Source organism: Hydrogenophaga palleronii (assembly GCF_031457455.1).
Classification (GTDB): Bacteria; Pseudomonadota; Gammaproteobacteria; order Burkholderiales; family Burkholderiaceae_C; genus Hydrogenophaga; species Hydrogenophaga palleronii_A.
Genome location: NZ_JAVDWU010000005.1, coordinates 84,952 through 111,515 on the forward strand (window position 1 = coordinate 84,952; position 26,564 = coordinate 111,515).

The window sequence follows — 26,564 nt, forward strand, 5'->3', positions numbered from 1 at the left end:
TGCGTGAGCCAACGGTGCGCCATCGTCCGTGGCCTTGCCTGATGCTGCCCGTTTACGGCAACTTTTACCGCAATGTTTGGCGCAAATGTGAGAAATGGTCCGGCATGCAACGGCATGCAAAAAAGAGAGCACGGGAGCGATACGGCAGGCGCGAAGGGTGGCGCCCTTGTGCCCCTCACATTGTTTGAAATTGTGTCGCATGGGCGCTTGAGGCACGGTGGTTGCGTGGTCAACGGAGGCCCGGTTTTCGTGGGCGAAAAAGCAGACCACTTACCAGAGGAGGTATTCCGTGATCCAGATGGACGTTCGCGCCGATCAGCGCCAGACCCAGACCCTTTCCCCCCGGCTGCAGCATGCGGTTCGCCTGCTTCAGATGTCTTCTCTCGATTTCGGGCTCATGGTCCGCGACACCTTGGGGAAAAATCCGTTCCTGGAACCTGACGACGACATCGACGATGCGGACGACGCGGAGCGTTCTGAACTGGAAACCGGGGCACAGAAAGAGGGCGACACTTTCGAGGAGCGCACCACCACGGCACCGAATGAATCGGCCGATGGCGGTGAGGAGTCCGATCGCGATCTCTGGCTGGCCGATGCCGCTATGGGCAACCGCAGGGAATCGGACGGAGAAACCTCAGCGCTGGACATGATGATGGCCGAGCGCTCGCTCAGCATGCACCTGCACAGCCAGCTCAACACCATGCAGCTGGGCGAACGCGATCTGACGCTGGCGCATGTGATTGTGGAATCCCTGGAAGACGACGGCTATCTGCGCACCCCTTTGCACGAGCTGATCGAGCATGTGGCCATGGACCCGCCCGTGGAACTGGTCGAATTGCAGATTGCGCTGAAGATGGTGCAGTCGCTCGAGCCGGCTGGCGTGGGTGCACGCAGTGTCGCCGAGTGCCTGGAACTGCAGCTCCACGAAATCGAATGCGTGGAGATGCGGGCCCTCGCCCAGACCATTGTGGCCGATCACCTGCCGGCGCTGGCCGCGCGTGACGTGGCGGGCCTGTCTCGTCTGCTCGACAAGCCGCCCGCGGTCATTGAAGGCGTGTGCGACCGCATCCGCCGGTTGGACCCCCGGCCGGGCTGGCGCTGGGGGTCGTCTCATGTGGCCTACGTGGTGCCCGATGTGATCGTGAAGAAGATCCGTGGCGAGTGGCAGGCGCAGTTGAACCCAGCCATCGTGCCGCGGGTGCGCTTGAACCAGGTCTATGCCGACCTGTTCCAGCGGCACCGCTCGGCCGAGAATGCGGAGATGGGCGCCCACCTGCAGGAGGCCCGCTGGACGCTGCGCAATGTGGAGCAGCGCTTCTCCACCATTCTTGACGTCGCACAGGCCATCATCAAGCGACAGCGACACTTTCTGGAATTCGGGCCCATGGCCATGAAGCCCCTGGGTCTGCGCGAGATCGCAGAAGAGGTGGGCGCGCACGAGTCCACCGTCTCACGGGTCACGAACAACAAGTACATGTCGACGCCCCGGGGGGTCTTCGAACTCAAGCACTTCTTCTCGCGCGCGATGGTCAGCGCAAACGGACGGGCATGCTCCGGCACCGCGATCAGGGGGCTCATTCAGGACATGATCGAGGCAGAGTCGGGCGGCGAGCCACTGTCGGATGCGGAGATCACCCGGCAGTTGAGCCAGCAGGGCCTGGTGGTGGCGCGGCGCACCGTCACCAAATACCGGCAGATGCTGCGCATCGAGGCCGTGGGTCGCCGGCGCCGGCACGATGCCTGATCGCGCGCCGGGTCCAGGGGTCCCGCACGTTCAAAGCAGTTCGCCTGGTCGCGAGGAAGCGAACTCAACAAAGGCTTCGACCAGGATATTGACGAGTTCCGCAGGTTCGACCGGCTTGACCAGATAATGATCAAAGCCTGCCTGCTCGGCGATGGCCTTGTCGGTCTCCAGGCCCCATCCAGAGATGGCCACCAGGAGGATTTCACGTGTGTCCTCTGAGCGCCGCAACTGCCGCGCGACCTCATAGCCATCCCGTTTGGGCATGCCGATGTCGAGCAGCGCGATGTCGGGCACGCGGGTTCGGGCCATGTGCAGCGCGGCTTCGCCATCGTGAGCCACTTCCACCTGGTGGCCGCTGGCGCGCAGGAGTTCTGCAAAACTTTCTGCCAGGTCCACGTTGTCATCGGCAATCAGAATCTGCAGCCGACGAAGGTGGACCGCTCTGGCGTCTGCGTTGATCACGGTGGGCTCGCGAAGGGTTTGAAGCCTCGGCAACTGGACGACAAAGCAGGACCCGCGGCCCTGTCCCTCACTCGTCATCGTGAGCTGCCCTTTGTGCAGTTCCACAATCTGCCGCGAAAGCGAAAGACCGACGCCCAGGCCCACGTTGCCACGCTCCAGTGATTTGTCGGCCTGTTCGAACAGATCAAATATGCGTTCTTGCATGGTGGGATCGACACCCACACCCGTGTCCTGCACGAACACAAACACGGACCCATGCTCGCTCACCATATGGACGTCCACCTTGCCGCCGGTCGGGGTGTAGCGACAGGCGTTGTTGAGCAGATTGGTGAACACCTGCGCCAGGCGAATCGGGTCGCCCTCCACCTGCAAGGCATCCGTGGTGGGGTGCAGGCGCAACGAGATGCCCTTTTGTTCGGCAAGCATTTCTGCTTCCTCCACTGCCACGTGCACGAGGGCAGCCACATCGAGCGGCTGCGGCGTGAGCGAGAGCTGGCCGGTGGAAATGCGGGAGGCATCCAGCAAATCGTCGATGAGGCGGACCATGTGCCTGAGTTGGCGCTCCAGAACCAGCACCGCGCGGTCTTGGGTGCCGGCGGGCGCATTCGGTATCTGGAGCAGGGCCAGCGCGTTCGTCATGGGCGCCAGCGGATTCCTCAGCTCGTGCGCCAGCGTGGCCAGGAACTCGTTCTTCTGCCGGTCGGCCTGGCGAAGCTGTTGCTCGATCTCGCGCCGGGACTCGGCCTCCTGTTGCAAGTCGTTCGTGCGGTTTTCACACTCGGACAACAGGCTGTTGAATGCGTCGACCAGCTGGCCCACATCGCGATAGGCCGTGGGGGGCGCCCTCAGTGACCAGTTGTGGCTTGAAATGACGTCCTGGGCCACCTGGGTCATGGTTTCCATGGGCGCCATGACGTGACGCTGGAGTCGACCGAAGAGAAACCCCGCGACCAGAATGCTGAGTCCATTGGACAACAGCAGGATGACGGAGAAGTCTGCGAGCTTGGTCCAGATGTCGTGCTGGGCCGTCAGGTGGAGCGTGCCAAACAACTCGCCGTCGCGTTCGATGGGGTACGAGATTTTGAGTGTGGTGCCACTGAAAGTGGGTTCAAAAAGTGCGTCCTTGCCGATGCCTTGATCTTCCACCAGGACGCTGGTGCGGGAGAAAGAGGCGAATGGCACCCCGGCGAGGTCGTAGAGCGAAGCGGCCTGGATCTGGGGCTTCGAATGCAACATGCCCAGCGTCTTCTGCGCCGACTTGTGGTCTTTGAGTTGGAGCGCCGAGACCGAGGCGTCGGCCATCAGTTTGGCCGTGGTCTCGATGTTGGCGACCCAGGCCTTCCGGTACGCCAGCCACTCGTAGGTGAGCAATGCCACGGCATTCAACAAGACCACCACCAGCGTCGTCAGCACCGCAGCGCGCACGAGCTGCTCCCGCAAGGAAGTGACCCTCATTTGTCTTCGGCAGGCGCTGCGCCTGAATCGACCATACGATCCCCTTCAAATTGCCAGAACGGCATGGTGGCCACGATGGTAGGCGTTTGCAATGGATAAATATATCTTCACTGAATAAACGCCTGATGACCGATAGACGCCGGGAACGCTGGGTTGCGACCTCTGCTGCGCAGAGGACGCAGCAGCAAAAGGGCTCGCAGGATCGTGAATTGCCCCTGGGTCGATACGCGGCCTGGATAGAACCGTCGGGCCATCCACAACAGGAACACCATGATCAAGGAAAAACACAAAACCAGGGCGGCGCTGTTTGGCGGTCTGGGGATCTTGTCGGTTGTCGTGGCCAGCCTGGCGGCCCGCCATGTGAGGCAGCCCCCGCCGGGCCGGGTGGGTGTCCGGAGCAGTTCACCTGCACACGGGCCTGATGGCGCCAGTGCAAACGTTGATACCTATTCCGTTGCCGGTGAAGAGGATCCCGGCGCTGCGGTGGATGCACCTGCACCATCTCCCCTTTCATCCCCCACTACCTGAAGAGCATCACCCATGCCCACACGCACCGCCGCCCAATCTCGTGCAGCCACGCCGATAAAGAAAAAGCAGCCCGCCCCGGCCAACGTAGTGAGTCGCACGCCTCGTGCACCGGGCTCAGTGCCCGCAGATGCCTCTGAAGAGCATTTGCAGCTGCCGCACGAGCGCGACGAGAACGCTGAAATGACCGGCGGTGAGATTCGACCGGTCATTCAACAGGCAGGCAAAGACCTGGAGCGGGGTCTGGTTGACACCGATATGCGGGCCACACCGGGTCTGGATGCCGAAAAACGCCAGCGCGACGTGGCAGGTGCGGGCGGGCGACCGCCACAGGAAAAAGAGGACGGCCATTTGGGCCATCCAGCCGAGTCAGAGCGCCTGCCGCGCGGTCGGCGCTGAAGGCACAACTGCAAGCCCGCGTGGGCGTTCGACGTCGCTCCTCGTCCCCATGCGAGCCCGCTTGTTGAACGGTTGCCAGCCACGAGTTCAGGCGAATGAATTCAACAGCTGGGTCAGTGTTTGAATGTCTGCGGGCTTGATGAGGTGGTGGTCAAAGCCAGAACTCAGGATCCGCTCCCTGTCGTTGGCCTGGCCCCATCCCGTCAGCGCAATGAGAACGGTGCCAGCCAGTGAGTCGGTCGAACGTACCCTTGTGGCCACCTGGTAGCCGTTCATTCCAGGCATGCCGATGTCCACAAAAGCCACTGTGGGGTGGGAGGACATCATCGCATTCAGCGCTTCCTCGCCGCCGTACGCCACCGACGTGTTCGCGCCCAGCAGCTCCAGCAACTGGGCCAGCGAATCCGCCGCATCACGGTTGTCATCCACCACCAGCACTTTCTGGCGTTCGGCCGTGTTCCATTCGGTGCCGGCGGAGGCGGCTGTGTTTTCGCTTTCCGGTGCGACGACCCGTGGAAGCTCGACAGTCATTGTGGTGCCCTCGTTTGTGCCAGTGCTCGACGCGTAAACACGCCCGCCATGCAGTTCGACCAGATTGCGCACCAGTGTGAGGCCGATGCCCAGGCCCGCATGCACCGCACGCTGTGTCCCCGTGATTTGCACGAACATGCCAAACACGGTCTCCAGCATGTCGTCCGGAATGCCAATGCCGGAATCGATGACCTGCACGCGCACGGTGTCCTCGTCCTGGCTCAATGAAACGCGAATGGTTCCCTTCGAGGGTGTGAACTTGGAAGCGTTGTTGAGCAGGTTGGAAAACACCTGAGCCAGCCTCACTTCGTCGCCAAGCACATGACACGGGTCTGGGGGAAGCTCCAACTGCAGCGTCTGGTGGGCTGCGTTGATCAGCGCCCTGGTGACCTCGACGGCGTCTCGAACCACGTCGTTCAATGCAATGACGCTGGAGCGAAGCGCGATCTTGCCATGGGTGACGCGGGAGACCTCCATCAGGTCGTCGATCAGATGGACCATGTGGGTCACCTGCCTGTCCATCATGGCGTGCAGCGCTTTCCTCTTTTCCGGCGTGGGGTGCTGGGTCGAGACGATGTTCAGGGCTGTGCGCAGCGGTGCCAGCGGGTTGCGCAGTTCGTGCGCCATGGTGGCGAGGAATTCTGTCTTGCGTTGGTCCGCCTCGCGCAGGCCTTCCAGCGTGGCCCGCAACTGGTACTGGCGTTTTCTGGCCTTGAGGGCCGATTGCACCGAGCTGGCCAGTGAAGAAACCCGCATCGGCCGCTCAAGCACGGTGACATTGCCCAGTTGTTCGATGGCCTCGCTGCTTTCCAGCGCCTCGGCGCCCGAGCGGGCCGCAACGATGACGGGCAGATCGGACCAGGGCGGCTGCGATCGCAAGGCGTGCAGCACGCGGCTGTACCCCTGGTCATCGAGCACCTCCTCTGCGATGACCACGGCGCCTGTTCCGGCAGACATCTCACGTGCGAGCGCCGCAGCGTCCTCGCATGCCTCGGCAGCGATGCCCGATCGCGCAAGCATGGATATCGCGATGTCCGTGTCTCTCGACGTGATCAGCTGCAACAGCACGCGCAGTTCGTTGGAGGCCGCCAGTTCCATGCTCATGAGCCGAGGCTGGTTTCTGATCCGCCGTCCAGACCACCCATGTCAACCGGTATGCCGGTGAACACGCCGCGCAGCTCCCGCAATGGCGGGCCTACGGCAATCCCCTGGGCACTCATGCTGAAGCTTCGGATACTGCGCTCATGCCGGCCGATGCGCTTTTTCATCACCGAGATAGCCTGCAGCACTTCGCCGCCCTTCTCAAAGTGGCGCAGCAGCACCACGGTGTCTGCCAGGTAGCTCGCATCCACCGCTGCGCTCATCTGCAATCCCATGATGCCGTGTTGTGCACCAATCAGAATGGTGGCCACGCCTGACTGGCCAAGAAAAGTGAGAAGCTCGTGCAACTGGACGATCAGGAAGCGTTCATCCGGCATGGCGTTCAGATAGCCGTTCAAACTGTCGATCACCACCACCTTCACCTGATGTTCGGTGACGGCCTGCCGGATCTCATGAACCAGCTCGCCTGGTGACAGTTCAGAGGGATCCACCTGTCGAACACGGATATGCCCTGAGTCGATGTATGTCGAGATCGGCATGCCCATGCCCTCGGCACGGGAGCGAAGGGTGGCCACACTTTCGTCAAAAATGAACAGTGCGGCGCAATCGCCCCGGCGCGCGCAAGCCAGCGCGTACTGCATGGCCAGGCTGGACTTGCCGGTACCGGGCGCACCCAGCAACAGAGTGCTGGTTCCCCCGTCCATGCCGCCACCCATCATGGCGTCCAGCGCCTCGATGCCGCTGGGTAGGTTCGTCGGAACGAGGGTGTCCCGGTGCTCGGCCGCAACCAGGCGGGGGAAGACAACAAAGCCGCCACGCACGATCTTGTAGTCATGGTAGCCGCCACGGAAGGCTTGCCCCCGGTACTTCAGGACGACGAGCCTTCGTCTGGACACACCAAAACCCGGGTGGTTCTGTTCAAGTCGAATCACCGCGTGCGCGATGCTCTGCACCTGCAGGTCGTGTTCATTCGCGGTCATGTCGTCCAGCAACAGCACGGCGCAATTGCGGCCCGCAAAGAACTGCTTGAGCGCCAGTATCTGTCGCCGGTACCGCAGTGAGTTGCCGGCAAGCAGGCGCAGTTCCGACAATGAATCAAACACGACCCTGGTCGGGTTGACACGATCGACGTCCGCGAGGATGCGCAAAGTGGTTTCCCCGAGTTCCACTTCGGAGGGATGAAAGATGGTGTATTGCTCGTCCGGCGAAAGCACGTCCGTCGATGGCAGCAGTTCCCGTATCTCGATCCCTTTGAGGTTCCAGCCGTGGGATACGGCCACGCCCTGGAGTTCTTCCTCGGTTTCAGACAGGGTGACATACAGCACCCGCTCACCCGAGCGCACGCCTTCCATCAGGAACTGCATGGCGATGGTGGTTTTTCCGGAGCCCGGAATGCCCTCCGCCAGATAAAGGCGGCCGGGCGCGAAACCGCCACCCAGCACATCGTCGAGGCCAGGCACGCCGGTTTTGAGCAGATGGTTTGCTGGGTGGTCTGTGGATGAATCAGTCGTCATGGCGTGCGCGAATGTTGTTGCCTGCTTTGGCCGCTTCATGGTTCCTCCCTTTTGGGGGCAATGCGTGTTCCCGCTCACTTTGAAGCGAGATTGGATGAGGGGTGCAGCGCAGGCGGTTTGCCTGCTTTGTTTCACTGCCGCCCGCCATGGTCACAATACGGCAGCCTCTCGTCCGGTCCGACCCAGTCCCTGCGCACCCCATGTCTACAACTTTGTTACGCCTGTTTGGTGGCTTGTTCATGCTGATCGTGATGCCGTCTGCACTTTGCGCCCCACCTGCATCCGATGCGTTTCCCCGTCTGTCTGACAACACCGCCGGTTCTGCCACCCTGGAGGTGCGCAAGGTGCTGCAGGGGCAGGTGGACGGCATGTTTGTGGTGCCGCGCACGCGACAGGTGGTGGCGGCTGCGGGTGGCTATTTGTGGAAGTTCAGCGACCAGGGCATGCTGCAGGACACGCTGCGTGTGCATGGTTCGCTGTTCACCTCCGGCGTGGTGTTCACGGCGGAGCACTTTGTGGACTGGGTATTTACTGGCAGCGCGCAGCGCAAGTCGTATGGCGCGCCGGTGGACGGGAGCGCCCTGTCGCACGCCGAGGTGGTGACGGCACTCGAACAGGCCGATGTGGTGGAGTTCGGAAAATCCGACGACACCACCGCCTGGGCCTATCTCTGGAGCAACGGCCAGGCCCACAAAATGGACCTCTCGCGACACATCGACAAGGTGGACATCTACTGCCATCGCCGCACACACTCAGCCAAAGGCTTGCGCTGGAAGACCACCTGCTTTGAGGGGCTGCCACCCGCCGCCCGCGCATGGGTGGAGGTGGACCCGGGGAGCTTTGCGAACATCAGCGACACGCAGGCGCGCGTGGACGTGGTGGGTTTTGACCGGCGCAGGTTCCACCTGGAGGAGGGGCTGGATGGCCAACTGGTGGGTGCCACCGTGGGCGCGGCGCTCAAGGCCATGGGTATGCCCGGTTCGCTGCCGGGACGCTACTGGTTCGGTGATGCGCACACGCGATTGCGTGTGGGGGGCGAGGTGGTGCAGTTCAAGGCCTTTGTGCCGCTGGAGGATGGCGAGTACCGCTTCATGCACAACATGCGCTGGTGGGAACCCGCCTCCACACTGCCCGGCGCCAGTCCCTGGTTCAGCGTGCACATGCGTGGCTACATGGAACACAAGGGTGAGGCCGAACTGCTGCGCCACTATGAGAAAGACATTGGCTTGTATGTGGTGCGGCCTCGTGGCGTGGCAGACGTGCCCGCGGCCATGCGCACGGTGCCCGCGTGGCGCCCGGTGTTTGAGGGGCCGGTCACGCGCGGGGCCGCGGTGACGGGCACGGTGGAGTTTGCCGCACCGCCAACGGACAGCACCGGGCAGGGCGAAACCACATTGCCTGCTGCCCATGTGTGGCTGCGCAGCCCGCCCCCAGGCCGGCATGTCGAAGGCGTCCAGCCCCCGGTACCGGTGGACGCCCTGTGGCCAGCGTTGCACCAATTGCCTTCGGCACTCACGGTGGCCTGGGGGCAACCGTGGCAGGAGCAGGAACACACGGTGGTGCGCATCGATCTGGTGCGTTCTGAAACGCAGGAGGTGCTGGGTCGTTTGTTGGGCGGGGGCGCTTCGAATGCCATGAAACTGGCTGACGCCACCCGGGCGCCTGCCAGTCGCGACCGCAAAGACAGAAGCGGCGCTGACTCAGCGGCTGCCCGCGATCCGCTGGAACTGGTCGTGCGCGTGCCCGACCTGAAGGCGCCTCTGGATCAGGGGCAGGTGTTGCTGCGCAGTGGCCGCAGACAACTGCCCCTGCTGCAGGCGCGCATGACCTACGTGGTGCAGCCTGTGGAGCGCGCGGATCGCCAAACGTCCCTGCCACCCGCATCACCTCCCGGTACCACCGCGCTGCTGCAACAACTGCAGACGGCGGTGACCGAAGCCAGCAGCAATGCTGGTGCCGGTTTGCCCGATTTTCTGAACAAGGCGCAGACCTTGGCGCAGGACGCCACCCGCGCCAAGGTACTGGCGACTCACGTCACCGCTGCCTATGCACAGCTGATCAACCAGTTCAACCGCGCCAGCGACTTTGTGTCGTCTGCCGCGCTGGTGCGGCACTACCTGGCGCAGGTGCATCCGCACATTGGCCACCTCACGGGCGACAACAGCCAGACCTACAACCAAGGCGTGATCGCCAGCCAGACGCTGGCGTTTGCCATCCACTCGCCGCCACACCGCGACCTGGTCGACGGTGTCATGGCCAAGCTGATAGGCGCCGATTTTGATCCGCAACTGCAGACCAATGGGACGCTGATGTACAACCTGGCCTGCCACTACGCGCTGGGCGGTGACAAGCCGCGCCTGTTGCAAAGCGCCGCTGCAGCGCGCCGCCTCGGCAAGCCCCGCACGCAGTTCATGGCCGACAAGGACTTTGAGCGTTACTGGGAGGACGCAGAGTTTCTGCAGGTGCTGCGGTAGTTCGCAATGGAGACAGGGCGCCCTGGCGTCGACGGGCGCGGAGCTCTGGCACTAGCGGCCTGAGGGGTGCAGGCTTGAAAGTGCTTCGCTGCGTCCGCCCAGTTGCGCAACAGGCGCAGCCCCGCCTCGAAAGCCCGCTGTCCTGTGCCTCGTTGGCGCGCATGAAGTCGGCCGGCGTGACGATTCCGACGATGTGTCCCGCTGCATCCACCACCGGCATCGCCTTGATGTGATGCCTCCGAAACAGCGTGTAGGCGTCCTGCAGCGGTGTCCTGTGGTTCACGGTGATGAGCTCGCGGGACATGTTGTCGCTGCACCCCGCTCTTGCACGCCTTCACCGCGCGCCGGCCTTCTTCAGCATTTCCACCATCGCCGAGTAACCGCGAGCCTTTGCCAGCGTCAGCGGTGTGTGGCCTGCGCGATCTGCCAGCTGGGTGCTGGCCCCGGCGTCCAGCAGCGCCTTCAGTGTGGCCTGGTGACGCGGCCCACCGTCGCCCAGCACGATGGACTCGATCACTGCGGTCCAGTGCAGGTTGTTGACATGGTCCAGGGGTGCTCCGGCAGCGATCAGTTGCCTCACCACGCCGTCGTGTCCCAGGTGCGCGGCGGCAATCAGGGCGGTGCCGTCGTAGCGGCTGGTCACCTGTTTCGCGCTGGCGCCCAGTTGCAGCAGCGTGCTCAGCGTGGCCTCGTCGTCGGCCACGGCTGCGATGGTGACGGCGTCGTAGCGGTCGCGGTCGAGCAGGTTCAGGTCGGCTCCGGCCTTGGCCAGCGCGCGGATCGCTTCGCGCTGGCGGGCAAACGCCGCCACGTGCACGGGTGTGCGGCCGTTGCCATCGGTGGTGTTGGGCGCGGAACCCGATGCCGACAACCGCGCAATGCGGGCCACATCGCCATGGAGGGCCGCTGCGTGCAGGCCGGTGTAGGCGGCAGCTTCAGCAGCGCTGGGCGCTACCTGCGCTTGCGCGCCGACGCCGGCCAGCGCCAGCCACAGAATCAGCCACAGCGTTTTCATTTCAGCAGGTCCGCCACCTGGGCAAGGGCGGTGTTGGCGCATTGTTCGTCCAGGTGGCCGCCGGGTGCACCACCCACGCCCACCGCGCCAATCACGTCGTTGCCGACCCGGATCGGCACGCCGCCGCCCAGCACCAGGAAGCCGGGAATATCGACCAACGTGGCCGCGCCCGGGTTCTTCTGCACGTTCTCCAGTATGGCGCCAGTGGTGTTGCGGGCCGATGCCGACGTGTAAGCCTTGCCCTGTGCAGCCCCGATGGTGTGTGGCCCGGCGTTGTCGGCGCGCTGCAGTGCGCGCAACTGGCCGCCGCGGTCGACCACGGCGGCGGTGACGTTGTGGTTGTTGGTGGCGCAGGCGGCCACCGTGGCGGTGGCGATCTGGTTGGCCAGTTCAAGCGACATAGTCTTCTCGGTGCGAACCGCCTGCGCGCCCGCGGTGCTGGCGAGCAGGGACAGGGCGAGCGCAGATGCGGCGGTGGTGAAATTCATGGTGTTCTCCTGGGGTGAATGCGGTTCGATCAACCGTGGAGGAACTGTAGGAAAAGGCACCATTGGCGACCATTCGGGCGGCTACGCGCGCCACTCCGTAGAACTACGGAGCGGTTTTGTCGCTTTCTTCGACCAGGGCCGCATAGTGCCGGATCAAGTGCGCCAGTGAGTCCACCTGGAGTTTGGCGAACAGATTGGCCCGGTGGGTCTCGACCGTGCGCGGCGAAAGGTTGAGTGCCCGACCGATCTCCTTGTTGGTCAGACCCGAAACGATCAGGCCCAGCACCTCGCGCTCGCGGTCGGAGAGGTGGGCGTAGCGCTCGCGGGTGGCGCGGTCCACCTGGTGGCGTTCGCGCGTACGCACGTGCTGGCGAACCGCGTGCTGCAGTGTCTCGATCAGCAGCTCGTCGTTCACCGGCTTTTCGAGAAACTCTGCTGCGCCTGCCTTGAACGCGCGACGGCAGATGTCCACGGTGCCGTGCCCTGTGAGCATGATCACCGGCTGATCCACACCCTGCGCGACCAGCGTGTCCAGCAAGGTGAGGCCGCTGATGCCTGGCATGCGCACGTCGAGCACGATGGCACCGATGCCTTCTCGGTCGAAGTGGTCCAGAAAGGCCCTTGGCTCGGCCCAGGTGATCACCCGCAGGCCCACGGTGCCGATCAGCAGTGCCAGGCTCTCGCGCACCGCAGCATCGTCGTCGATCAGGTGGATGGTCGGTGAAAGCGTGTTCATGGCGTGGGTTGCAAAGGAAGCCGCAATACAAAAACCGCACCGCCTTCGGGCCGGTTGGCCGCGCGCAGCGAGCCGCCCATCCCATGTGCCAGGGTCTCACTGAGCGACAGGCCCAGACCGAGTCCACCCTCGCGGGTGGAGAAAAACGGCTCGAACACGCGCTTGAGCACATCGGGCGTCATGCCCGGCCCATTGTCGGTCACCGTGAGTTCGCCCTCACCGTCGGTACGTTGAACCTTCAGCGTCAAGCCGCGCCGTGACGGATCGACGCCGTCCATGGACTGAAGAGCGTTCATCAGCAGGTTGTGCAGGATCTGGTCCAGGGTCACCAGATCGGCCCGAACACGCACCGGCTCCGGCCCCTGCAGCACCGGCTCCACACCGCGTCGCCGGCATTCCGGCTCCAGCAGGTGCAACGCGCGCCGCAGGGCGTCGACAAGCTCGACTTGGCCACCGTTGACCGCCACGCCCTGGCGGATCGGTTGTTCCACCACCGAGCGCAGCCGCCCCACCACGGCTGCGGCACGCCGGGCCTGCGCCACCGTCTGAGACAGGGCGGTGCGGACTTTCGCCATGTCAGCCGGGTCGTCGTCCAGCAGCCGCTGCGACGCCTGGGTATTGGCCAGCACCGCCGTCAGGGGCTGGTTGAGTTCGTGGGCGATGCCCGCCGCCAGCTCGCCCAGCGTGTTCAGGCGCGTCACATGGCCCAGGCGCAGCAGTTCTTCGGCACGGCGGCGCGCGGTGCGCTGGCGCTGCAACTGGGCCAGCAGGACGATCGCGGCGGCGACGGCGGCGGTCCACGCGGCCATTCGGGCCCAGGGCAACTGCACCCAACCGAGCCGTTGCTCCGCCATCACTTCAAACGGCTGGCTGGCGACCGCCAGGGGCTTTGAAAAACCAAACCGCCAGCCTGTGACGTTCTCCGCAATGGCCGCTGCGCCGGCCTGCAGAGGGATGCGCTGGCCGTCCATGCCGAGCGTTACCCGCACCGAGCTGGCGTCTGGGTTCATCGGCCATTCGGCCCAGGGCACCATGCCGTGAACCGAGATGGTGAGGGCGTAGCTGGTGGGTTCAGCCGCCAGCACCAGGCGATAGCGCTCGGGGCTGCCATCAGCCGACCGTGCGAAAGCGGGGCGACGGGACTGACGAGACAGCTGTTCTGCCGTGTGAAGGGCAGGGTCTGGCCAGGTCTGGTCACGGTCTCGCCGCTGCACCTCCAGAATGTGGGGGTACAGGGCAGGCAGGCGCAGTTCGGGCGGCTGGGTGTCGGTTCTGCCGGCCACGGGTTGCAGCAGTGCAAGGGTGTCCAGAATGGCGTCGTGTTGCACGGCCTGCTGGCTCAGCAAGCGATGCACGATGCGCGCATCGGTTTCAAAAAACGCGCGCTGCTTGTCGATCGAGTCGCGCACAATGAGCACCGCACCCAGAACCGACAGCAGCCCGCCGCCGAGCACCCACCATCGCACATCGCGCCACATTGGTCTCATCGCGCGGATTCTGTCACCAATGCGGCCCGCCCTGTCCGCCGATGACGCTTCGACCGACAGGCGCTTCCGCAGAAAACCGAGGCAGGAGAAGCTTGCTCAGAGCTGGGCAAGGTGACCGAGGTAGGCGGCCACAGAAGGCTCCCGCACCAGGGCCTTCAGGTCGTTGGCAAACAGCAGGCGGCTCACCTGTTCGCTGTCCTTGCGCACAAAAATGAAGCGATCGCACACCTCCCGAAGGATGTCGATGTGCACCGGTTCGTTGGGGTGCAGGCACAGCACCACCAGTCGACCCTCGCTGCGCAGCTGACGAAAAAAATCCAGCATGAAACCGATGTAGCCGTCCTGTGTGTTGAACTGGGGTTCGTCGAACAGATGCACGACGGCGCGCTGGCTGTGTGCGCGTTCCAGCATGAACGAGGGCCGGGTGCGGCTGAGCGAGCGAAGCTGGTAGCTCTGGTGGTAGTGAAGGGCCACCCGGTCGCGCTCTTCATAGCGGGTGCGGTGGATGTCCTGGCCGTTCACCAGCACCCGGCCGGCGCTGGGCTGATTGCCGCCGGTGATGAGCTCGAACAGCGTGGTCTTGCCCGCGCCGTTGGCGCCCATCACGCCGATAATGGCCGGTTCGTCGACGCTGAAGTCGGCCTGCAGTTCGAAAGTGGTCCGGGGTCGAACCCAGCCCCGCCGGTAGCGTTTGACCAGGCCCTGTACCTGAAGAATGGGTGGGTTCATTTCAGATCCCCAGCCAGCGACGTTGCAAGGAGGCGTCCTGCCGCATTTGCGCTGCGTCGCAGGCATGCACGATGCGTCCGCCCTGCATGACGCACACGCGGTCGGCGACGGTCAAGGCGCTGGCCACGTTCTGCTCGACCAGCACCACGGCCACGCCTTCGCTCTTGAGCCTGCGAATGGTGCCCATCACGTCCTGCACCACCTTGGGCGCCAGACCCTGGCTGGGCTCGTCGAACAGCACCAGACCCGGTGCGCCCATCAGCACGCGCGAGATCGCCACCATCTGCATCTCGCCACCAGAGAGGTTTTCGCACTCGCGCGCCATCAGGTACTCCAGCGCCGAGAAGATCTCGAAGCACTCGCCCAGCTTCCATGCCCGAAAGCGCGTGCGTTTGCGCGCGATTTCCAGGTTGCGCGCCACGGTCAGTGTGGGGAACACGCGCCGGTCGTCGGGCACCCAGCCCACGCCCATGGCCGCGATCCGGTGCGTGGCCTGGTGCGTGATGTCCTGACTGCCGAAGCGGATGCTGCCGCGCGCAGCGGGTGTGAGGCCCAGGATGGAGCGCAAGGTGGTGGTCTTGCCGGCGCCGTTGGGACCGAGCAGGGCCAGCACCTCGCCAGCGGCCACGTGCAGAGACGTACCGAAGAGCACCTGCGACTCGCCATAGAAGGTGTCGATGCCTTCCACCCGCAGGATGGGCTCGGTGGTGTGAACGGGGGGCAGGGTGGTCATGGGGCCATGGCCCCCAGGTTGGAGCGTTGCACCCACGGGTTGTGGCGCAACTCGGCCGGCGAACCCTGTGCAATCACCTGGCCCCAGTGGATCACCGAGATCTTGTCGGCGAGGCGAAACAGGAAGTTCATGTCGTGTTCGATGATGACGATGGTGATCTGTTGTTTGAGCTGGCCGATCAGGTCGAGCAGACGGGCGGTGCCTTCGGCTCCCAGACCGGCGGTGGGTTCGTCCAGGAACAGGATGCGCGGTCGGGCAGCCAGCGCCACGCCAATCTCCAGCGCACGCCGCTCACCATAGGAAAGCCGCTGGCACGGCGTGCTTTCCTTGCCGGCCAGCCCGATCTCGCGCAGGATTTCGGCCGCCTCTTCATAGGCCTGGGTACAGCGCCCCAGGTCGCGCCAGACAGACCAGGCCTGGTGCCGAACCGACTTCAATGCGATCACGATGTTGTCGATCGCGGTGTCGTCGTTGAAGAGGTTCATGATCTGGAATGAACGCGCCACGCCCAGGCGCGCAATCACTCGGGGCGATTGGCCGGTGATGTCCTGCCCCGCGAAACGCACCGTGCCGCGGTTGGGGGCGAAGCGGCCGGTGAGCACGTTGAAGCAGGTGGTCTTGCCGGCACCGTTCGGGCCCATGATCCCGGAGAGCTGCCCTTCCTCGAAAGCCAGGGACACACTTTCCAGAACGACCTGATCGCCAAATCGTTTGTGGAGCTGGGAGGCTTCAAACAAGGCCATGTTCATGCCTCCCGCGTGTTGGGCGCAACGGGCGCTCCCCGGCCAGACGCTTCGCGTGGGCGCCGCCACCTGGCCACCGCGCTCTGCCAGGCGCCGGCAATGCCGCTGGGTTGGTAGAGCACGACCGCCATGAAGAACAGGCCATACCAGAGCAGCCAGGTTTCGGTGTAGGCGCCCAGCAGGTCCCGGGCAAGGATGAACACCAGTGCCCCGATCACCGGTCCCCAGAAGCTCACCAGACCGCCACCGATCAGCACCATCATCACCACGAAGCCGGAGTTGTGCAGGCTCATGACGTTCGGGTAGGCCGACTGCTGCGCCAATGCAAACAGGCCACCGGCCAAGCCTGAGAGTGCGGCCGAGAGCACGAAGGCGCTCCACTTGTAGAGCCACACGTTGTGGCCCGCGAAGCTCGCGCGCATCTCGTTCTGCTTGATGGCCCGCAGCACGCGGCCATAGGGCGAGTGGATGAGCCGCCAGAGGAAGACCAGCACGAGCGAGAAGATGGCGAGCACGAAGAAGAACAGGGCCTCGTTGCTCACCAGAGAAATTTCAATGCCCGGCAACTGCAGCGGCAGGCGCTGGATGCCGAGCAGGCCGTCCTCGCCGCCGGTGACCGTGTGCCACTTGATCGCCACGAACCACATCACCTGGCCGAACGCGATCGTCAGCAGGGCGTAGTAGATGCCGCGACGGTGCGAGATGAAGCTGGCCACCACGGCCCCCACCAGGGCAGCGGCCAGCGCACAGCCTGCCAGGCCGGTGAGCAGATCGACCCCCGCCTGCTGTTGCAGCAGGCCACAGGCGTAGGCGCCCACGCCGAAGTAGGCACCGTGTCCGAACGAGGGCATGCCGCCATAACCGAGGAGCAGGTTATGGGCCATGGCGAACATCATCCAGATGGTGATTTCCAGTGCGAGGTACTGGTACAGGCCCGCGCCTTTGAGCCACAGAGGCGTGCTGGCCAGCAGCAGCACGGTCAACACCATGGGGCGTGTGACCAGCGGTGCGGGCTTTTGGTGAGGTGTCATGTACAGGTGAAAAAAAAGATTCTGGACAAATGAGAATGTATGTTCTATTCTTTGTCTTAGCAAGTTTTTTTATTCTATTTTCATGACACGTGCCACCACCTTCGAAGCGTTCGCAGACGCAGTGTCCGAGGCCTTTCCGCGACTCTCGAAACAGCAGCAACAGATTGCCCGGTTCGTGCTGGAAAACCCGGATGATCTGGCTTTGGGCACCGTGGCCACGGTGGCCGAAGCCACAGCGGTGCAGCCTTCCGCGCTGATCCGTTTTGCCAACACCCTGGGTTTTGCCGGTTTCACCGACATGCAGCAGCTGTTCAGGGCGCGCCTGCTGGACCGTGTGGGCACCTACCGTGATCGCATCGAATCCATCCGCCGATCGAACGGCTCCGGTGCGCCCGAGGCCGGGGTGTTGCACCAGTTCGTTTCCAACGGCATGGCCGATCTCGGAACGCTCGAAGACAACGTGAAGCCCGCCGAGCTGAACGAGGCCGCCGGCCTGATCAGTCGCGCCAGGCGCGTGCAGGTGCTGGCCCAGCGGCGTGCGTTTCCGGTGGCCTGTTATCTCGCCTATGCGCTCTCGCAACTGGACATCAAGGCCCAGTTGATGGATGGCGTCGGCGGCATGCTGGCCGATACCTTGCGCCAGATGGAGCCTGGTGAATTGCTGCTGGTGACAAGCTTCAAGAACTATTCGCAGGACGTGGTGAAGGCGGCTGAGGACGCGCGGGCACGCGGCATCACAGTGGTCGCCATCACCGACTTCGCACTGTCGCCGCTCAAGCCGCATGCGCATCTGTGTTTTGAACTGGGGCAGGGGCCTGACGCGAACTTCCGCTCGCTGGTGGCGCCGCTGTGTCTGGCGCAGGCCCTGGTGGTTGCCACCGGACATCAACTGGCCAAGACCCCGACCACACGACGCCAGGGCGCGTCGCCCAAGGGCGCTGCGGCGGCAGATTCGGGCCGTACCGTCAGGAAACAGGGAGCGAAGAAGTGAGCGTCACGCCAACTCCACTCGGCGCCGAGCGTACCTTGGACGTGGTCTGCCTCGGGCGGGCCGCCGTCGACCTGTATGGTGAACAGATCGGCGCACGCCTGGAAGACGTGCAGACGTTCGCGCGCTACCTGGGTGGTTCGCCAGCCAACACCGCCGTGGGCGCTTCGCGGCTGGGGCTGCGGGTGGGCATGATCAGCCGGGTGGGCGACGAGCACAACGGCCGCTTCGTGCGAGAAGCCCTCGCCTGCGAAGGTGTTGATGTGTCGCAACTGAGCACCGATCCGCAACGCCTGACCGCACTGGTTTTTCTGGCCATCAAGGACCAGGACACCTTCCCCCTGCTGTTCTACCGCCAGCACTGCGCGGACATGGGCTTGAAGGCAGAGCACATTGACGCGGAGCAGATCGCTGCCTCGCGCGCCTTGTTGATCAGTGGCACACATCTGTCGCACCCGGACACGCGCGAAGCCTGCCTGTTGGCCATGCGCACGGCGAAGTCGGCCGGCACGCGCGTGGTGCTCGACATCGACTACCGGCCAGTGCTGTGGGGGCTGACTTCGCCCGGCATGGGCGAACGGCGCTTCGTGGCGTCGCAGGCCGTGAGCGACGAGATCCAGTCCGTACTGCCTCTGTGTGATCTGGTGGTGGGCACCGAGGAAGAGGTGCACATCGCGGGTGGGTCCGTTGATTCACTGACCGCGTTGCGACGGATTCGCGAGGTGACACCCGCGCTTCTCGTGATGAAGCGCGGCCCCATGGGGTGTGTGGCCTACCCTGGTGCGATTCCCGAAGATCTCACCGCAGGGGTGCAGGGCCCGGGCTTCCCGGTGGAGGTCTTCAACGTGCTGGGCGCGGGCGATGCCTTCATGGCGGGGTTGCTGCGAGGCTGGGTGGTGGGCGAGCCTCTGGAGAACGCGCTGCGCTATGCCAACGCCTGCGGCGCCCTGGTGGTGTCGCGCCATGGTTGTGCGCCCGCCATGCCAAGCTGGATCGAGCTCAGCCACTTCCTGGCCCTTGGTTCTCGCCACAACCGTCTGCGCGAAGATGAAGCGCTGGAGCACCTGCACCACGCCACCACGCGCGCGCCCGGTGCGCCCTGCCTGGCCATCCTGGCCTTTGACCATCGCGCGCAGTTTGAAGAGATTGCCGCCCGGTCAGGTGCTGGTGCTGATCGCATTGCCCACTTCAAGCGGCTGGTGGCCCAGGCCGCAGAGCACGGCTATGCGCTGGAGCGTGCCTCCCAGACGCAGGGCCATGCGTCTGGCACGCCGGGCTTTCCGGGCGCCGGCGTGATCGTGGACGGGCGTTACGGCAGCGAAGTGCTCAACCGTTTGACAGGTTCGGCCACCTGGATCGGCAGGCCGGTCGAGGTGCCTGGCTCCAGACCGCTGGCCTTCGAGGACCGGGACCAGGTCGGTCTGTCGCTGCGGACCTGGCCCGCCGAGCACGTGGTCAAGTGCCTGCTCTCACACCACCCGGACGACGACAGCGCATTGGCCGCGCAGCAGATCGCCAGCGTCAGGGCACTGGAACAGGCCTGCCGCGCGACCGGGCACGAATGGTTGCTCGAGCTCATTCCACCGCGCAGCCTGCCCATGGCCAGCGACACGGTGGCGCGTGGCGTGCGGCAAATCTACGAAGCTGGCGTGCGGCCCGACTGGTGGAAGCTGCCGCCACCCGACGCGCATGGTTGGTCACTGCTGGCAGAGATCATCGCGCGCCACGACCCGCATTGCCGCGGTGTGCTGCTGCTGGGGCTGGAAGCCACCGAAGAACAGCTCTGGCACGGCTTCAGGGCGTCGGCCGGGCAGCCGCTGTGCAAGGGCTTTGCGGTGGGTCGCACCTTGTTCTCAGACGCTGCGGCTGCGTGGTTCGCGGGACAGCTCGACGATTCGGGTGTGGTGGCCGAGGTGGCCACCCGCTACCGACGCCTGATCCGCATCTGGCAGGAAACCCGTGCCAACGGGCCGGGGCAAACCCAGACATTGCATGTTGATTCACAGGAGACAACGCCATGAGCGCAAGCACCATCGGATTCATTGGTTTGGGCATGATGGGTCATGGCATGGCCATGAACCTGCTCAAGAAGGGGTACGGCCTGCGCTTCATGGCGCACCGCAACCGCGACAACCTGGCCGACCTGCTCGCGGCGGGTGCCGTCGAGGTGGACAGCCGCGCTGAACTGGTGCGTGGCGCCAGCGCCGTGATCGTGTGTGTCACCGGCACGCCGCAGGTGGAACAGATCGTGTACGGCGAAGGCGGTTTGCTGGAAGCGGCCACAGCCGGGCTCTTCGTCATCGACTGCTCCACCGCAGAGCCGGCCTCCACCACCCGCATCCGCGATGCGTTCGCGCAGCGGGGTGCTGTCTATGTGGATGCGCCGCTCGCTCGCACGCCCAAGGAAGCGGAGGAGGGTCGCCTCAACACCATGGTGGGCGCACATCCTGCCGACTTCGAGACGATCAAGCCGATCATGGCCGCCTTCTGCGAGAACGTGATCCACGTGGGACCGCCCGGCCATGGGCATGTGCTCAAGCTGATCAACAACATGCTGGCCATGACCACGGCCGCCGCCATTGCCGAGGCCATGGCCACCGCAGCCAAGTCAGGCCTGTCGTTGCAGAAACTTTTTGACGTCGTGTCGGCCGGCGGCGTGAACTCGGGCATCTTCCAGATGATGGTCGGCAAGGCCTTGCAGGGTGACCTCACCGGTCTGAAATTCGCCATCGCCAACGGCCAGAAGGACCTGCGGTACTACACGCACCTCACCGAGATGCTGCCCACATCGAGCTTCATTGCCGAGGCCGCGCACCAGAGCTTCGTGCAGGCCAGCAACCTGGGGCTGGGTGAGCAGTTCATCGCCTCGCTGCTGCTGGCGCAGGAAAGGGTCAACAACGTGGCCATCGTGCCCCCTCAAGCGAAAAACCCTTAAGTCTCAGGCGGCGACAGACCGCTGTTTCCCCCTTCACCACCACCCATTGGAGACACCACATGGACACCCTCAAGCACATTGCACCGAACGCCGACACACCCAACGAAAGCGAAGCCCCGACCCTCCATCGCCGCCGCTTCATCGCGGCCTCTGCCGCCGCAGGCGTCAGCAGCTTCTTCGGCCCCTGGACCCACAACCGCGTATGGGCCCAGAGCGCACAGGCCAAGCCCCTTGTGATCGGCCTGACCATGGACGCCTCCGGCCAGTACGCGGCCAGCGGCGGCATGGAGCGCCTGGGCGCCATGATGGCGATCAAGGAGTTCAACGAAAAAGGGGGCGTGCTGGGCCGCCCGATCGAGGCCATTCACATGGACACCGAGACCACGCCGGCCACCGGCTCTCGCGTGGCCGAACGCATGATCAACCGCAACGAGGCGGCCTTCATGATCGGCGCCGTGCACTCCGGGGTGGCCAACGCCATCTCCCAGGTGGCGCAGAAGTATGGCTGCATCTTCCTCAACACCAACTCCAGCTCACCCACCGAGTCCGGCAAGGACTGCCACCGCGTCAAGTTCGTGTGGGACGGCAACGGCACCAACTTCGCCCAGGCCACGGTTCGCAACGCCATCCAGGCCAACGGCAAGGAATGGGTGCTGTTGACCAACGACTATGTGTGGGGTCACAACACCGCCAAGTCCACGCGCTCGCTGGTGGAAGCCAATGGGGGGCGCGTGGTGGAAGAGCTGCTGATTCCGCAGAACACGCGCGACTTTTCCTCTTACCTGCTCAAGCTGCAACAGCTCAAGCCCCAGGTGGTGGCCACGGCCGTGGGGGGTGACGACATCAAGGCGCTGCGTCAGCAGGTGGTGCAGCTTGGCCTGCAGAACCGGGCCGCCTGGATCAACAACCAGCAGGACTGGCCCGATGTCTACGGCCTGGGCCCCGAGTCCATCTTCGGTGTGTTCGGCACCACCTGGTACTACCGGCTCGACCTGCCCGGTGTGAAAGAGTTCGTGGCGGCCTACCAGAAGAATTTCCCGGGTATGGCGATCGCAGTGCCGGGCAACGTGTTCTACAACGGCTACATGGCCACGCGCGAGTTGCTGCGCTGTGTGCAGGAAGCCGGCACCACCAACAACCTGGCGGTCATCAAGAAGCTCGAAGGCCGCAAGATGCCCGCGCGGGACCGCATGCAGCACTTCGATGCCTGGATCGACCCCGCCACACACCAGGTGCAACAGACCATCTACCTGGCCTCCTACAACGACGCGCCTGCCGAAAAGACCGACATCTTCAAGGTGCTCACCCAGAGCGATCCCAAGGACGTGACGGACCCCGGCGCCGCGGTGGCCTGCAAGCTGGAGTCGTACGAGGCCACACCCAGCTACGAACGCTGAGCCCGCCTCGCACCATCGCTTCAACATGCTCGTCAACCTGCTGCCCCATCTGGTCAACGGCATTGCGCTGGGCCTGCTGTTTGCGCTGATCGCCCTGGGCTTCATGCTCATCGTTGGCGTGATGGAGACCATCAACCTGGCGCACGGATCGCTCTTTGCACTGGGCATGTACGCGGCCCTGTTCGTGATGGCGCCGAGCCTGGGCTGGTTTCCAGAAGCGCAACAGGCCTATATGTCGCTGCCGGTGGGCACGCGCTACGCCATCGCCTTGTTCCTGGCGCCCGTGCTGGTGGGTCTGTTCGGGCTGCTGCTCGAACTCTGTCTGCGCCGCACCTACGGGCTCGATCCCCTCTATGGTCTGCTGCTGACTTTCGGTGCCGCGCTGGTGATTGAAGAGGCGATCCGTGTGGTGTGGGGGTCGAACGAGCAGCAACTGGCGTTGCCCGAGGCGATCTCTGGCGCGTTCATGGTGGGTGACCTGATCTACTCGAAGTACCGGTTCTACGCCTGCGGTTTTGCCATTGTGGCCATTGCCGGTCTGTGGGCATTCCTGGAGAAGACGCCTTATGGCGCCATCATCAAGGCCGGTGCGCACGACAGTGAGATGGTGCGCGCGCTCGGCATCAACCTGGGACGGCTGCGCTCGGCGGTTTTCGTGCTGGGCGTGGCGCTGGCGGCGCTGGCGGGTGTCGTCATGGCGCCCATCTGGGGCATACGGCCGCAAGTGGGCGTGGACGCCGTGGTACCGGCCTTCCTGGTGATCGTGCTGGGCGGCGTCGGTTCGTTGTGGGGCGCCGTGGTCGCTGGCCTGCTGGTCGGGTTGGTGGTGGGGCTGACCGGCGCATTCGCGTCGGAGTGGTCGCTGATGTCGATGTACCTGCTGTTCATCGCCGTGGTGACTTTCCGTGCGCGCGGCCTCTTCGGGCGCAAGAGCATTCTGGACACATGATGAACAACAACACCCTGAATGGAAAAGTGGCGGTCGTCACCGGTGCCGGCGGCACCATGGGCCGGGCGGTGGTGGAAGCGCTGGTACAGCAGGGCTGCCGCGTGGCCATGGTCGATGTGCACGCCGGCCCGATGGGGGCGGTGCGCGAGCGCTTGGGCGCCAGCGTGGGCGTGCATGTGTGCGACATCCGGGACGCCAGGGAGGTGAACAAGGCTCATGCGGACATTGTCCAGGCGTGGTCGGCGGTCGACATTCTGGTCAACAACGCAGGCGTGCTTTCCAACCACAAGGTGGAATCCACCACGCTGGCCGAATGGCGTGAGGTGCTGGCTGTCAACCTCGATGGCGCGCTGTTCTGGTCGCAGTGTGTCACGCCCGCGATGAAGGAGCGCCGATGGGGTCGCATCATCAACACCGGCTCGCTGGCGAGCAAGACCGGCGGTCTCACGGCGGGCACAGCGTACTCGGTGTCCAAAGGGGCCATCGGCGCGCTCACGTTTTCGCTCGCGCGCGAACTGGCTGCTTTCGGTGTGACGGCGAACGCCATCGCACCTGCCTACGTGAAGACGCCCATGGTGACCGAGCAGCTCAACGACGCGCAGCGACAGGCGCTGCTGCAGCAGATTCCGGTGGGACGCTTCTGCGAGCCCGAGGAGTTCGCGCACGTGGTCACGTTCCTCGCGTCGCCGCTGTCTGGCTTCATCACCGGCGAGATCATCGATCTCAACGGTGGCCTGCACATGGATTGAGCCGATGCCAGACTCCTTCCCTCAACAGGCGCTGTTCGGGCAGGTGGCCTTCGTGCCCGGCGGGTACGGCGACATCGGGGCTGCTGTGGCCCGTGGCCTGGCCGCCGCCGGTGCGCGCGTGGCGATCGCTGGCCGTGATGCCGCGAAAGCCGAAGCGCTTGCAGCGTCATTGGGTGCCTCTGGCCATGAGGCGCTGGGTCTGGCGATGGACGCCCACCAGGTCACCGACATCCAACGTGCGACGGACCGGGTGGTGCAGCATTTCGGCCGCCTTGACCTGCTGGTCAACTGTGTCGGTATCCAGCATGAAGAGCGCATCGAGGACGTGACCGAAGAAGCCTTCGACGAGGTCATCCAGATCAACCTCAAGGCGGCGATGTTCCTCGCGCAGGCCGCTGCGGTGCACCAACGGGCCGGTGTGGAGGCGGGCAGGTCACCCGGCCGGCAGGTGCACCTGTTGTCGGTGCGCGCGCAACTGGGACTGCGCGATCGCGGCTACTCGGCCTACTGTGCCAGCAAGGGTGCGATGGTGGTGCTGATCAAGCAGCATGCGGTCGAACTCTGTTCGCACGGCATCACGGTCAACGGCGTGGCGCCCACCGTGGTGCGAGGTGAGATGGCGCGGCACTGGCTGGAGAACAAGCCCGTGTTGGAACGCGTGCTGCAACGCATTCCACTGGGACGTGTCGCCGAGCCAGAAGATGTGGTTGGGCCGGTTCTCTTTTTCTGCAGTCCTGCAGCTGCCTTTGTGACGGGTCAGGTCATCTACGTCGACGGCGGTTTGACGGCCACTCAGTAGAAGAGGGTGTTGAAGAGGTAGGGTGGGCCGATCAGTCCATTTTTTGAGGCGATTCGCTGGACGCGTGTTGAGATTCCACCTGGTGCTCGGTTTTCACCGTGCCGCGCACATTGATGGCCGCCAGGCCAATCTGCAGTGCAATGAGCGCGTGGGCGTCAGCGTGCCAACCCCACACGATCCAGAGCACATTGCTCAGCAGGAAGAGCCAGAAGCCGGCGTTGCGTCCACCCGCGCCCTGCGAACCGATCAGCCAAGCGGCCGCCATGGTCACCAGCATGGCAGGCCACTGAATGAGGTTCAGCCAGTCCATGGGTGCTCTCCCACCGGACCCTGGCCCCGACTGGCGCGCGGACGCTGATCGAACCTGGCCCGTAGGCGATCGGCTGAGCGGGCTCCGCCGTCATTGCGCTTCACGCCAGCCAGACGGCGATGAGGGCCAGCATGAAGATTTGCAACGCACCCAGGAGCGGCAGCACGATGGGCATATGGGCGACCACGTCTTCGAGAACGTCCTGCGCCACTTCGTCGGTGTAGGCGGCAAGCTCCGGATCTGAGTAGTCGCGTGGATGTTCCGACAGGGCCTGGTCGGGAGGTGGCTGATGCAGTCCCTGATGCGGGGGTGGATGGTTGACGCCTCGAGTGGGTGGCTGGGGGGTCTGGGTGTTTGACATATCAACTGCTCCTGGTTTTCGCCCTCAAGAAGGGGCAATTGCTGTTCCTCCTTCAGCGGGAAGCACCTGGTTGGCGGGCGGTGTGTGGCGCGTGATGCCGCCAATGTGGCCGACCGCACAGATGGACGCCGAACACCTTGCGACCATGAAAGACCGCAGCGGAATTTCAAAGGAGCTGACATGGCGAAATGCGAAACATGTGGCAACGACTACGACAAGTCGTTCGAAGTGGTCATGCAAGGCAGGACACACACGTTTGACAGTTTTGAGTGCGCGATCTACACGTTGGCCCCCGCCTGCGCGCACTGTGGTGTGCGCATCGTCGGCCATGGCGCCGAGAAAGACGGTGCCATGTATTGCTGCAGCCATTGCGCGGAACAGGTCGGCATCACCGAGCTGCAGGACCGGGCCTGATCCGACCGGTGGTTTTGACTTCCATTCAAGGAGATGAAAAATGCAATTGATGAAAGATGTGATGAGCCGCAACGTTCAGGTGATCAGCCCGGACGCGACGCTGAAGGATGCGGCCATGCTCATGCGGAACAAGGGAATTGGCATGCTGCCCGTTGGCGAAAACGACCGCATGATCGGTACCATCACCGATCGTGACATCGCGATTCGTGCAGTTGCAGATGGCAAGTCGGTCGACTCGACGGTTCGCGACGTGATGACCAAGGAACTGGTGTGGGCCTACGAGGACGACACCGTGGCCCAGGGCGCCAGCAAAATGAGCGAGTGTCAGATCAGGCGCCTGCCGGTGGTGAACGCGGACAAACGGCTCGTGGGCATGGTGTCGCTGGGCGACTTCGCGGTGGAGGTGGAGGACATGCGGGTCAGTGCGCAGGCGCTGGAAGAGATCTCCCGAGACTAGGCGGGCGAAACGATGATCCCGGGTTTGAACGGCATGCC

The 26,564-nt window shown here is 64.3% G+C and carries 27 protein-coding genes; 13 read left to right on the top strand and 14 right to left on the bottom strand.

Going from position 1 to position 26,564, the window contains the following annotated elements; all coding sequences use genetic code 11:
* Window positions 1-289 precede the first annotated feature (289 nt).
* Complete coding sequence (gene rpoN / locus J2W49_RS13020) at window positions 290-1,744, top strand: RNA polymerase factor sigma-54 (RefSeq protein ID WP_310316561.1); 1,455 nt, start codon at window positions 290-292, stop codon at window positions 1,742-1,744.
* A 30-nt stretch (window positions 1,745-1,774) separates the two neighbouring features.
* Here the strand turns inward: rpoN and J2W49_RS13025 are convergent, their stop codons facing one another.
* Window positions 1,775-3,661 (bottom strand): ATP-binding protein, encoded by a 1,887-nt coding sequence (locus J2W49_RS13025; protein ID WP_310316564.1) that lies wholly within the window; start codon window positions 3,659-3,661, stop codon window positions 1,775-1,777.
* A 270-nt stretch (window positions 3,662-3,931) separates the two neighbouring features.
* Between J2W49_RS13025 and J2W49_RS13030 the strand changes: the two genes are divergently transcribed.
* Both J2W49_RS13030 and J2W49_RS13035 read left to right on the top strand, forming a co-directional pair.
* Window positions 3,932-4,189, top strand: coding sequence for a hypothetical protein (locus J2W49_RS13030; protein ID WP_310316567.1), 258 nt, complete (start codon window positions 3,932-3,934; stop codon window positions 4,187-4,189).
* Window positions 4,190-4,201: 12 nt separating this feature from the next.
* A complete protein-coding gene (locus J2W49_RS13035) occupies window positions 4,202-4,585 on the top strand; it encodes a hypothetical protein (protein ID WP_310316570.1) in 384 nt (127 codons plus the stop codon).
* A gap of 87 nt (window positions 4,586-4,672) precedes the next feature.
* Here the strand turns inward: J2W49_RS13035 and J2W49_RS13040 are convergent, their stop codons facing one another.
* Window positions 4,673-6,220, bottom strand: a complete 1,548-nt coding sequence (locus tag J2W49_RS13040) for an ATP-binding response regulator (RefSeq protein ID WP_310316572.1) — start codon at window positions 6,218-6,220, stop codon at window positions 4,673-4,675.
* Complete coding sequence (locus J2W49_RS13045) at window positions 6,217-7,731, bottom strand: ATPase domain-containing protein (protein WP_310316574.1); 1,515 nt, start codon at window positions 7,729-7,731, stop codon at window positions 6,217-6,219. The genes J2W49_RS13040 and J2W49_RS13045 overlap by 4 nt, the downstream gene beginning before the upstream one ends.
* 200 nt (window positions 7,732-7,931) lie before the next feature.
* Here J2W49_RS13045 and J2W49_RS13050 point away from each other — a divergent pair, with 200 nt between their 5' ends.
* A complete protein-coding gene (locus J2W49_RS13050) occupies window positions 7,932-10,205 on the top strand; it encodes a TPR end-of-group domain-containing protein (protein WP_310316577.1) in 2,274 nt (757 codons plus the stop codon).
* Here J2W49_RS13050 and J2W49_RS13055 read toward each other — a convergent pair.
* The 9 genes from J2W49_RS13055 to J2W49_RS13095 form a co-directional block, all read right to left on the bottom strand.
* The gene (locus J2W49_RS13055) at window positions 10,141-10,509 is read right to left on the bottom strand and encodes a CBS domain-containing protein (protein ID WP_310316580.1); all 369 of its coding nucleotides are present in this window, start codon (window positions 10,507-10,509) and stop codon (window positions 10,141-10,143) included. The two genes, J2W49_RS13050 and J2W49_RS13055, sit on opposite strands and share 65 nt — an antisense overlap.
* Before the next feature lie 30 nt (window positions 10,510-10,539).
* Window positions 10,540-11,220: an ankyrin repeat domain-containing protein gene (locus J2W49_RS13060; protein ID WP_310316583.1), complete on the bottom strand. Its 681-nt coding sequence runs from the start codon at window positions 11,218-11,220 to the stop codon at window positions 10,540-10,542.
* Entirely contained in the window at window positions 11,217-11,708 is a 492-nt protein-coding gene (locus tag J2W49_RS13065; RefSeq protein ID WP_310316586.1) for a GlcG/HbpS family heme-binding protein, read from the bottom strand. Before J2W49_RS13065 ends, J2W49_RS13060 begins: the two co-directional genes overlap by 4 nt.
* Window positions 11,709-11,811: 103 nt before the next feature.
* Entirely contained in the window at window positions 11,812-12,444 is a 633-nt protein-coding gene (locus tag J2W49_RS13070; protein WP_310316591.1) for a response regulator transcription factor, read from the bottom strand.
* Window positions 12,441-13,931 (bottom strand): sensor histidine kinase, encoded by a 1,491-nt coding sequence (locus J2W49_RS13075; RefSeq protein WP_310316593.1) that lies wholly within the window; start codon window positions 13,929-13,931, stop codon window positions 12,441-12,443. The genes J2W49_RS13070 and J2W49_RS13075 overlap by 4 nt, the downstream gene beginning before the upstream one ends.
* Before the next feature lie 96 nt (window positions 13,932-14,027).
* The gene (locus J2W49_RS13080; RefSeq protein ID WP_310316596.1) at window positions 14,028-14,660 is read right to left on the bottom strand and encodes an ATP-binding cassette domain-containing protein; all 633 of its coding nucleotides are present in this window, start codon (window positions 14,658-14,660) and stop codon (window positions 14,028-14,030) included.
* 1 nt (window position 14,661) lies between these two features.
* Window positions 14,662-15,393, bottom strand: coding sequence for an ABC transporter ATP-binding protein (locus J2W49_RS13085; protein WP_310316601.1), 732 nt, complete (start codon window positions 15,391-15,393; stop codon window positions 14,662-14,664).
* Entirely contained in the window at window positions 15,390-16,136 is a 747-nt protein-coding gene (locus J2W49_RS13090) for an ABC transporter ATP-binding protein (RefSeq protein ID WP_310316603.1), read from the bottom strand. The genes J2W49_RS13085 and J2W49_RS13090 overlap by 4 nt, the downstream gene beginning before the upstream one ends.
* A gap of 2 nt (window positions 16,137-16,138) precedes the next feature.
* Complete coding sequence (locus J2W49_RS13095; RefSeq protein ID WP_310316607.1) at window positions 16,139-17,167, bottom strand: branched-chain amino acid ABC transporter permease; 1,029 nt, start codon at window positions 17,165-17,167, stop codon at window positions 16,139-16,141.
* An 82-nt stretch (window positions 17,168-17,249) separates the two neighbouring features.
* Between J2W49_RS13095 and J2W49_RS13100 the strand changes: the two genes are divergently transcribed.
* The 7 genes from J2W49_RS13100 to J2W49_RS13130 are packed head-to-tail and all read left to right on the top strand — an operon-like array spanning window position 17,250 to window position 24,984.
* The gene (locus J2W49_RS13100) at window positions 17,250-18,158 is read left to right on the top strand and encodes a MurR/RpiR family transcriptional regulator (RefSeq protein ID WP_310316609.1); all 909 of its coding nucleotides are present in this window, start codon (window positions 17,250-17,252) and stop codon (window positions 18,156-18,158) included.
* The gene (locus tag J2W49_RS13105) at window positions 18,155-20,176 is read left to right on the top strand and encodes a bifunctional 5-dehydro-2-deoxygluconokinase/5-dehydro-2-deoxyphosphogluconate aldolase (RefSeq protein ID WP_310316611.1); all 2,022 of its coding nucleotides are present in this window, start codon (window positions 18,155-18,157) and stop codon (window positions 20,174-20,176) included. Before J2W49_RS13100 ends, J2W49_RS13105 begins: the two co-directional genes overlap by 4 nt.
* Window positions 20,173-21,090: an NAD(P)-dependent oxidoreductase gene (locus J2W49_RS13110; protein ID WP_310316614.1), complete on the top strand. Its 918-nt coding sequence runs from the start codon at window positions 20,173-20,175 to the stop codon at window positions 21,088-21,090. Before J2W49_RS13105 ends, J2W49_RS13110 begins: the two co-directional genes overlap by 4 nt.
* 59 nt (window positions 21,091-21,149) lie before the next feature.
* On the top strand, window positions 21,150-22,487 hold the full coding sequence (locus J2W49_RS13115; RefSeq protein ID WP_310316617.1) for an ABC transporter substrate-binding protein: 1,338 nt from the start codon (window positions 21,150-21,152) through the stop codon (window positions 22,485-22,487).
* A 25-nt stretch (window positions 22,488-22,512) separates the two neighbouring features.
* Window positions 22,513-23,436 carry a branched-chain amino acid ABC transporter permease gene (locus J2W49_RS13120; protein WP_310316620.1) on the top strand — a complete coding sequence of 308 codons (924 nt, stop codon included), beginning with the start codon at window positions 22,513-22,515 and terminating at the stop codon, window positions 23,434-23,436.
* Window positions 23,436-24,185 carry an SDR family NAD(P)-dependent oxidoreductase gene (locus J2W49_RS13125; RefSeq protein ID WP_310316623.1) on the top strand — a complete coding sequence of 250 codons (750 nt, stop codon included), beginning with the start codon at window positions 23,436-23,438 and terminating at the stop codon, window positions 24,183-24,185. The genes J2W49_RS13120 and J2W49_RS13125 overlap by 1 nt, the downstream gene beginning before the upstream one ends.
* Window positions 24,186-24,189: 4 nt before the next feature.
* The gene (locus J2W49_RS13130) at window positions 24,190-24,984 is read left to right on the top strand and encodes an SDR family NAD(P)-dependent oxidoreductase (RefSeq protein ID WP_310316626.1); all 795 of its coding nucleotides are present in this window, start codon (window positions 24,190-24,192) and stop codon (window positions 24,982-24,984) included.
* 31 nt (window positions 24,985-25,015) lie between these two features.
* Here the strand turns inward: J2W49_RS13130 and J2W49_RS13135 are convergent, their stop codons facing one another.
* Both J2W49_RS13135 and J2W49_RS13140 read right to left on the bottom strand, forming a co-directional pair.
* Window positions 25,016-25,294: a hypothetical protein gene (locus J2W49_RS13135; protein ID WP_310316628.1), complete on the bottom strand. Its 279-nt coding sequence runs from the start codon at window positions 25,292-25,294 to the stop codon at window positions 25,016-25,018.
* Between the two features lie 100 nt (window positions 25,295-25,394).
* Window positions 25,395-25,655 (bottom strand): hypothetical protein, encoded by a 261-nt coding sequence (locus tag J2W49_RS13140; RefSeq protein WP_310316631.1) that lies wholly within the window; start codon window positions 25,653-25,655, stop codon window positions 25,395-25,397.
* Window positions 25,656-25,835: 180 nt separating this feature from the next.
* Here J2W49_RS13140 and J2W49_RS13145 point away from each other — a divergent pair, with 180 nt between their 5' ends.
* Window positions 25,836-26,069, top strand: a complete 234-nt coding sequence (locus tag J2W49_RS13145; protein WP_310316634.1) for a hypothetical protein — start codon at window positions 25,836-25,838, stop codon at window positions 26,067-26,069.
* Between the two features lie 40 nt (window positions 26,070-26,109).
* Complete coding sequence (locus J2W49_RS13150) at window positions 26,110-26,526, top strand: CBS domain-containing protein (RefSeq protein ID WP_310316637.1); 417 nt, start codon at window positions 26,110-26,112, stop codon at window positions 26,524-26,526.
* The last annotated feature ends 38 nt before the right edge of the window (window positions 26,527-26,564 follow it).

Excerpts from the sequence above, each read along its gene's own strand:
- J2W49_RS13060 (WP_310316583.1), bottom strand. The coding sequence starts at position 11,220 with ATGAAAACGCTGTGGCTGATTCTGTGGCTGGCGCTGGCCGGCGTCGGC.
- J2W49_RS13065 (WP_310316586.1), bottom strand. The coding sequence starts at position 11,708 with ATGAATTTCACCACCGCCGCATCTGCGCTCGCCCTGTCCCTGCTCGCC.
- J2W49_RS13090 (WP_310316603.1), bottom strand. The coding sequence starts at position 16,136 with ATGGCCTTGTTTGAAGCCTCCCAGCTCCACAAACGATTTGGCGATCAG.
- J2W49_RS13110 (WP_310316614.1), top strand. The coding sequence starts at position 20,173 with ATGAGCGCAAGCACCATCGGATTCATTGGTTTGGGCATGATGGGTCAT.
- J2W49_RS13050 (WP_310316577.1), top strand. The coding sequence starts at position 7,932 with ATGTCTACAACTTTGTTACGCCTGTTTGGTGGCTTGTTCATGCTGATC.
- J2W49_RS13075 (WP_310316593.1), bottom strand. The coding sequence starts at position 13,931 with ATGAGACCAATGTGGCGCGATGTGCGATGGTGGGTGCTCGGCGGCGGG.
- J2W49_RS13120 (WP_310316620.1), top strand. The coding sequence starts at position 22,513 with ATGCTCGTCAACCTGCTGCCCCATCTGGTCAACGGCATTGCGCTGGGC.
- J2W49_RS13130 (WP_310316626.1), top strand. The coding sequence starts at position 24,190 with ATGCCAGACTCCTTCCCTCAACAGGCGCTGTTCGGGCAGGTGGCCTTC.
- J2W49_RS13095 (WP_310316607.1), bottom strand. The coding sequence starts at position 17,167 with ATGACACCTCACCAAAAGCCCGCACCGCTGGTCACACGCCCCATGGTG.
- J2W49_RS13100 (WP_310316609.1), top strand. The coding sequence starts at position 17,250 with ATGACACGTGCCACCACCTTCGAAGCGTTCGCAGACGCAGTGTCCGAG.
- J2W49_RS13025 (WP_310316564.1), bottom strand. The coding sequence starts at position 3,661 with ATGAGGGTCACTTCCTTGCGGGAGCAGCTCGTGCGCGCTGCGGTGCTG.
- J2W49_RS13055 (WP_310316580.1), bottom strand. The coding sequence starts at position 10,509 with ATGTCCCGCGAGCTCATCACCGTGAACCACAGGACACCGCTGCAGGAC.
- J2W49_RS13030 (WP_310316567.1), top strand. The coding sequence starts at position 3,932 with ATGATCAAGGAAAAACACAAAACCAGGGCGGCGCTGTTTGGCGGTCTG.
- J2W49_RS13085 (WP_310316601.1), bottom strand. The coding sequence starts at position 15,393 with ATGACCACCCTGCCCCCCGTTCACACCACCGAGCCCATCCTGCGGGTG.
- J2W49_RS13150 (WP_310316637.1), top strand. The coding sequence starts at position 26,110 with ATGCAATTGATGAAAGATGTGATGAGCCGCAACGTTCAGGTGATCAGC.
- J2W49_RS13145 (WP_310316634.1), top strand. The coding sequence starts at position 25,836 with ATGGCGAAATGCGAAACATGTGGCAACGACTACGACAAGTCGTTCGAA.
- J2W49_RS13135 (WP_310316628.1), bottom strand. The coding sequence starts at position 25,294 with ATGGACTGGCTGAACCTCATTCAGTGGCCTGCCATGCTGGTGACCATG.
- J2W49_RS13115 (WP_310316617.1), top strand. The coding sequence starts at position 21,150 with ATGGACACCCTCAAGCACATTGCACCGAACGCCGACACACCCAACGAA.
- J2W49_RS13040 (WP_310316572.1), bottom strand. The coding sequence starts at position 6,220 with ATGAGCATGGAACTGGCGGCCTCCAACGAACTGCGCGTGCTGTTGCAG.
- J2W49_RS13125 (WP_310316623.1), top strand. The coding sequence starts at position 23,436 with ATGAACAACAACACCCTGAATGGAAAAGTGGCGGTCGTCACCGGTGCC.
- J2W49_RS13140 (WP_310316631.1), bottom strand. The coding sequence starts at position 25,655 with ATGTCAAACACCCAGACCCCCCAGCCACCCACTCGAGGCGTCAACCAT.
- J2W49_RS13080 (WP_310316596.1), bottom strand. The coding sequence starts at position 14,660 with ATGAACCCACCCATTCTTCAGGTACAGGGCCTGGTCAAACGCTACCGG.
- J2W49_RS13045 (WP_310316574.1), bottom strand. The coding sequence starts at position 7,731 with ATGACGACTGATTCATCCACAGACCACCCAGCAAACCATCTGCTCAAA.
- J2W49_RS13070 (WP_310316591.1), bottom strand. The coding sequence starts at position 12,444 with ATGAACACGCTTTCACCGACCATCCACCTGATCGACGACGATGCTGCG.
- J2W49_RS13035 (WP_310316570.1), top strand. The coding sequence starts at position 4,202 with ATGCCCACACGCACCGCCGCCCAATCTCGTGCAGCCACGCCGATAAAG.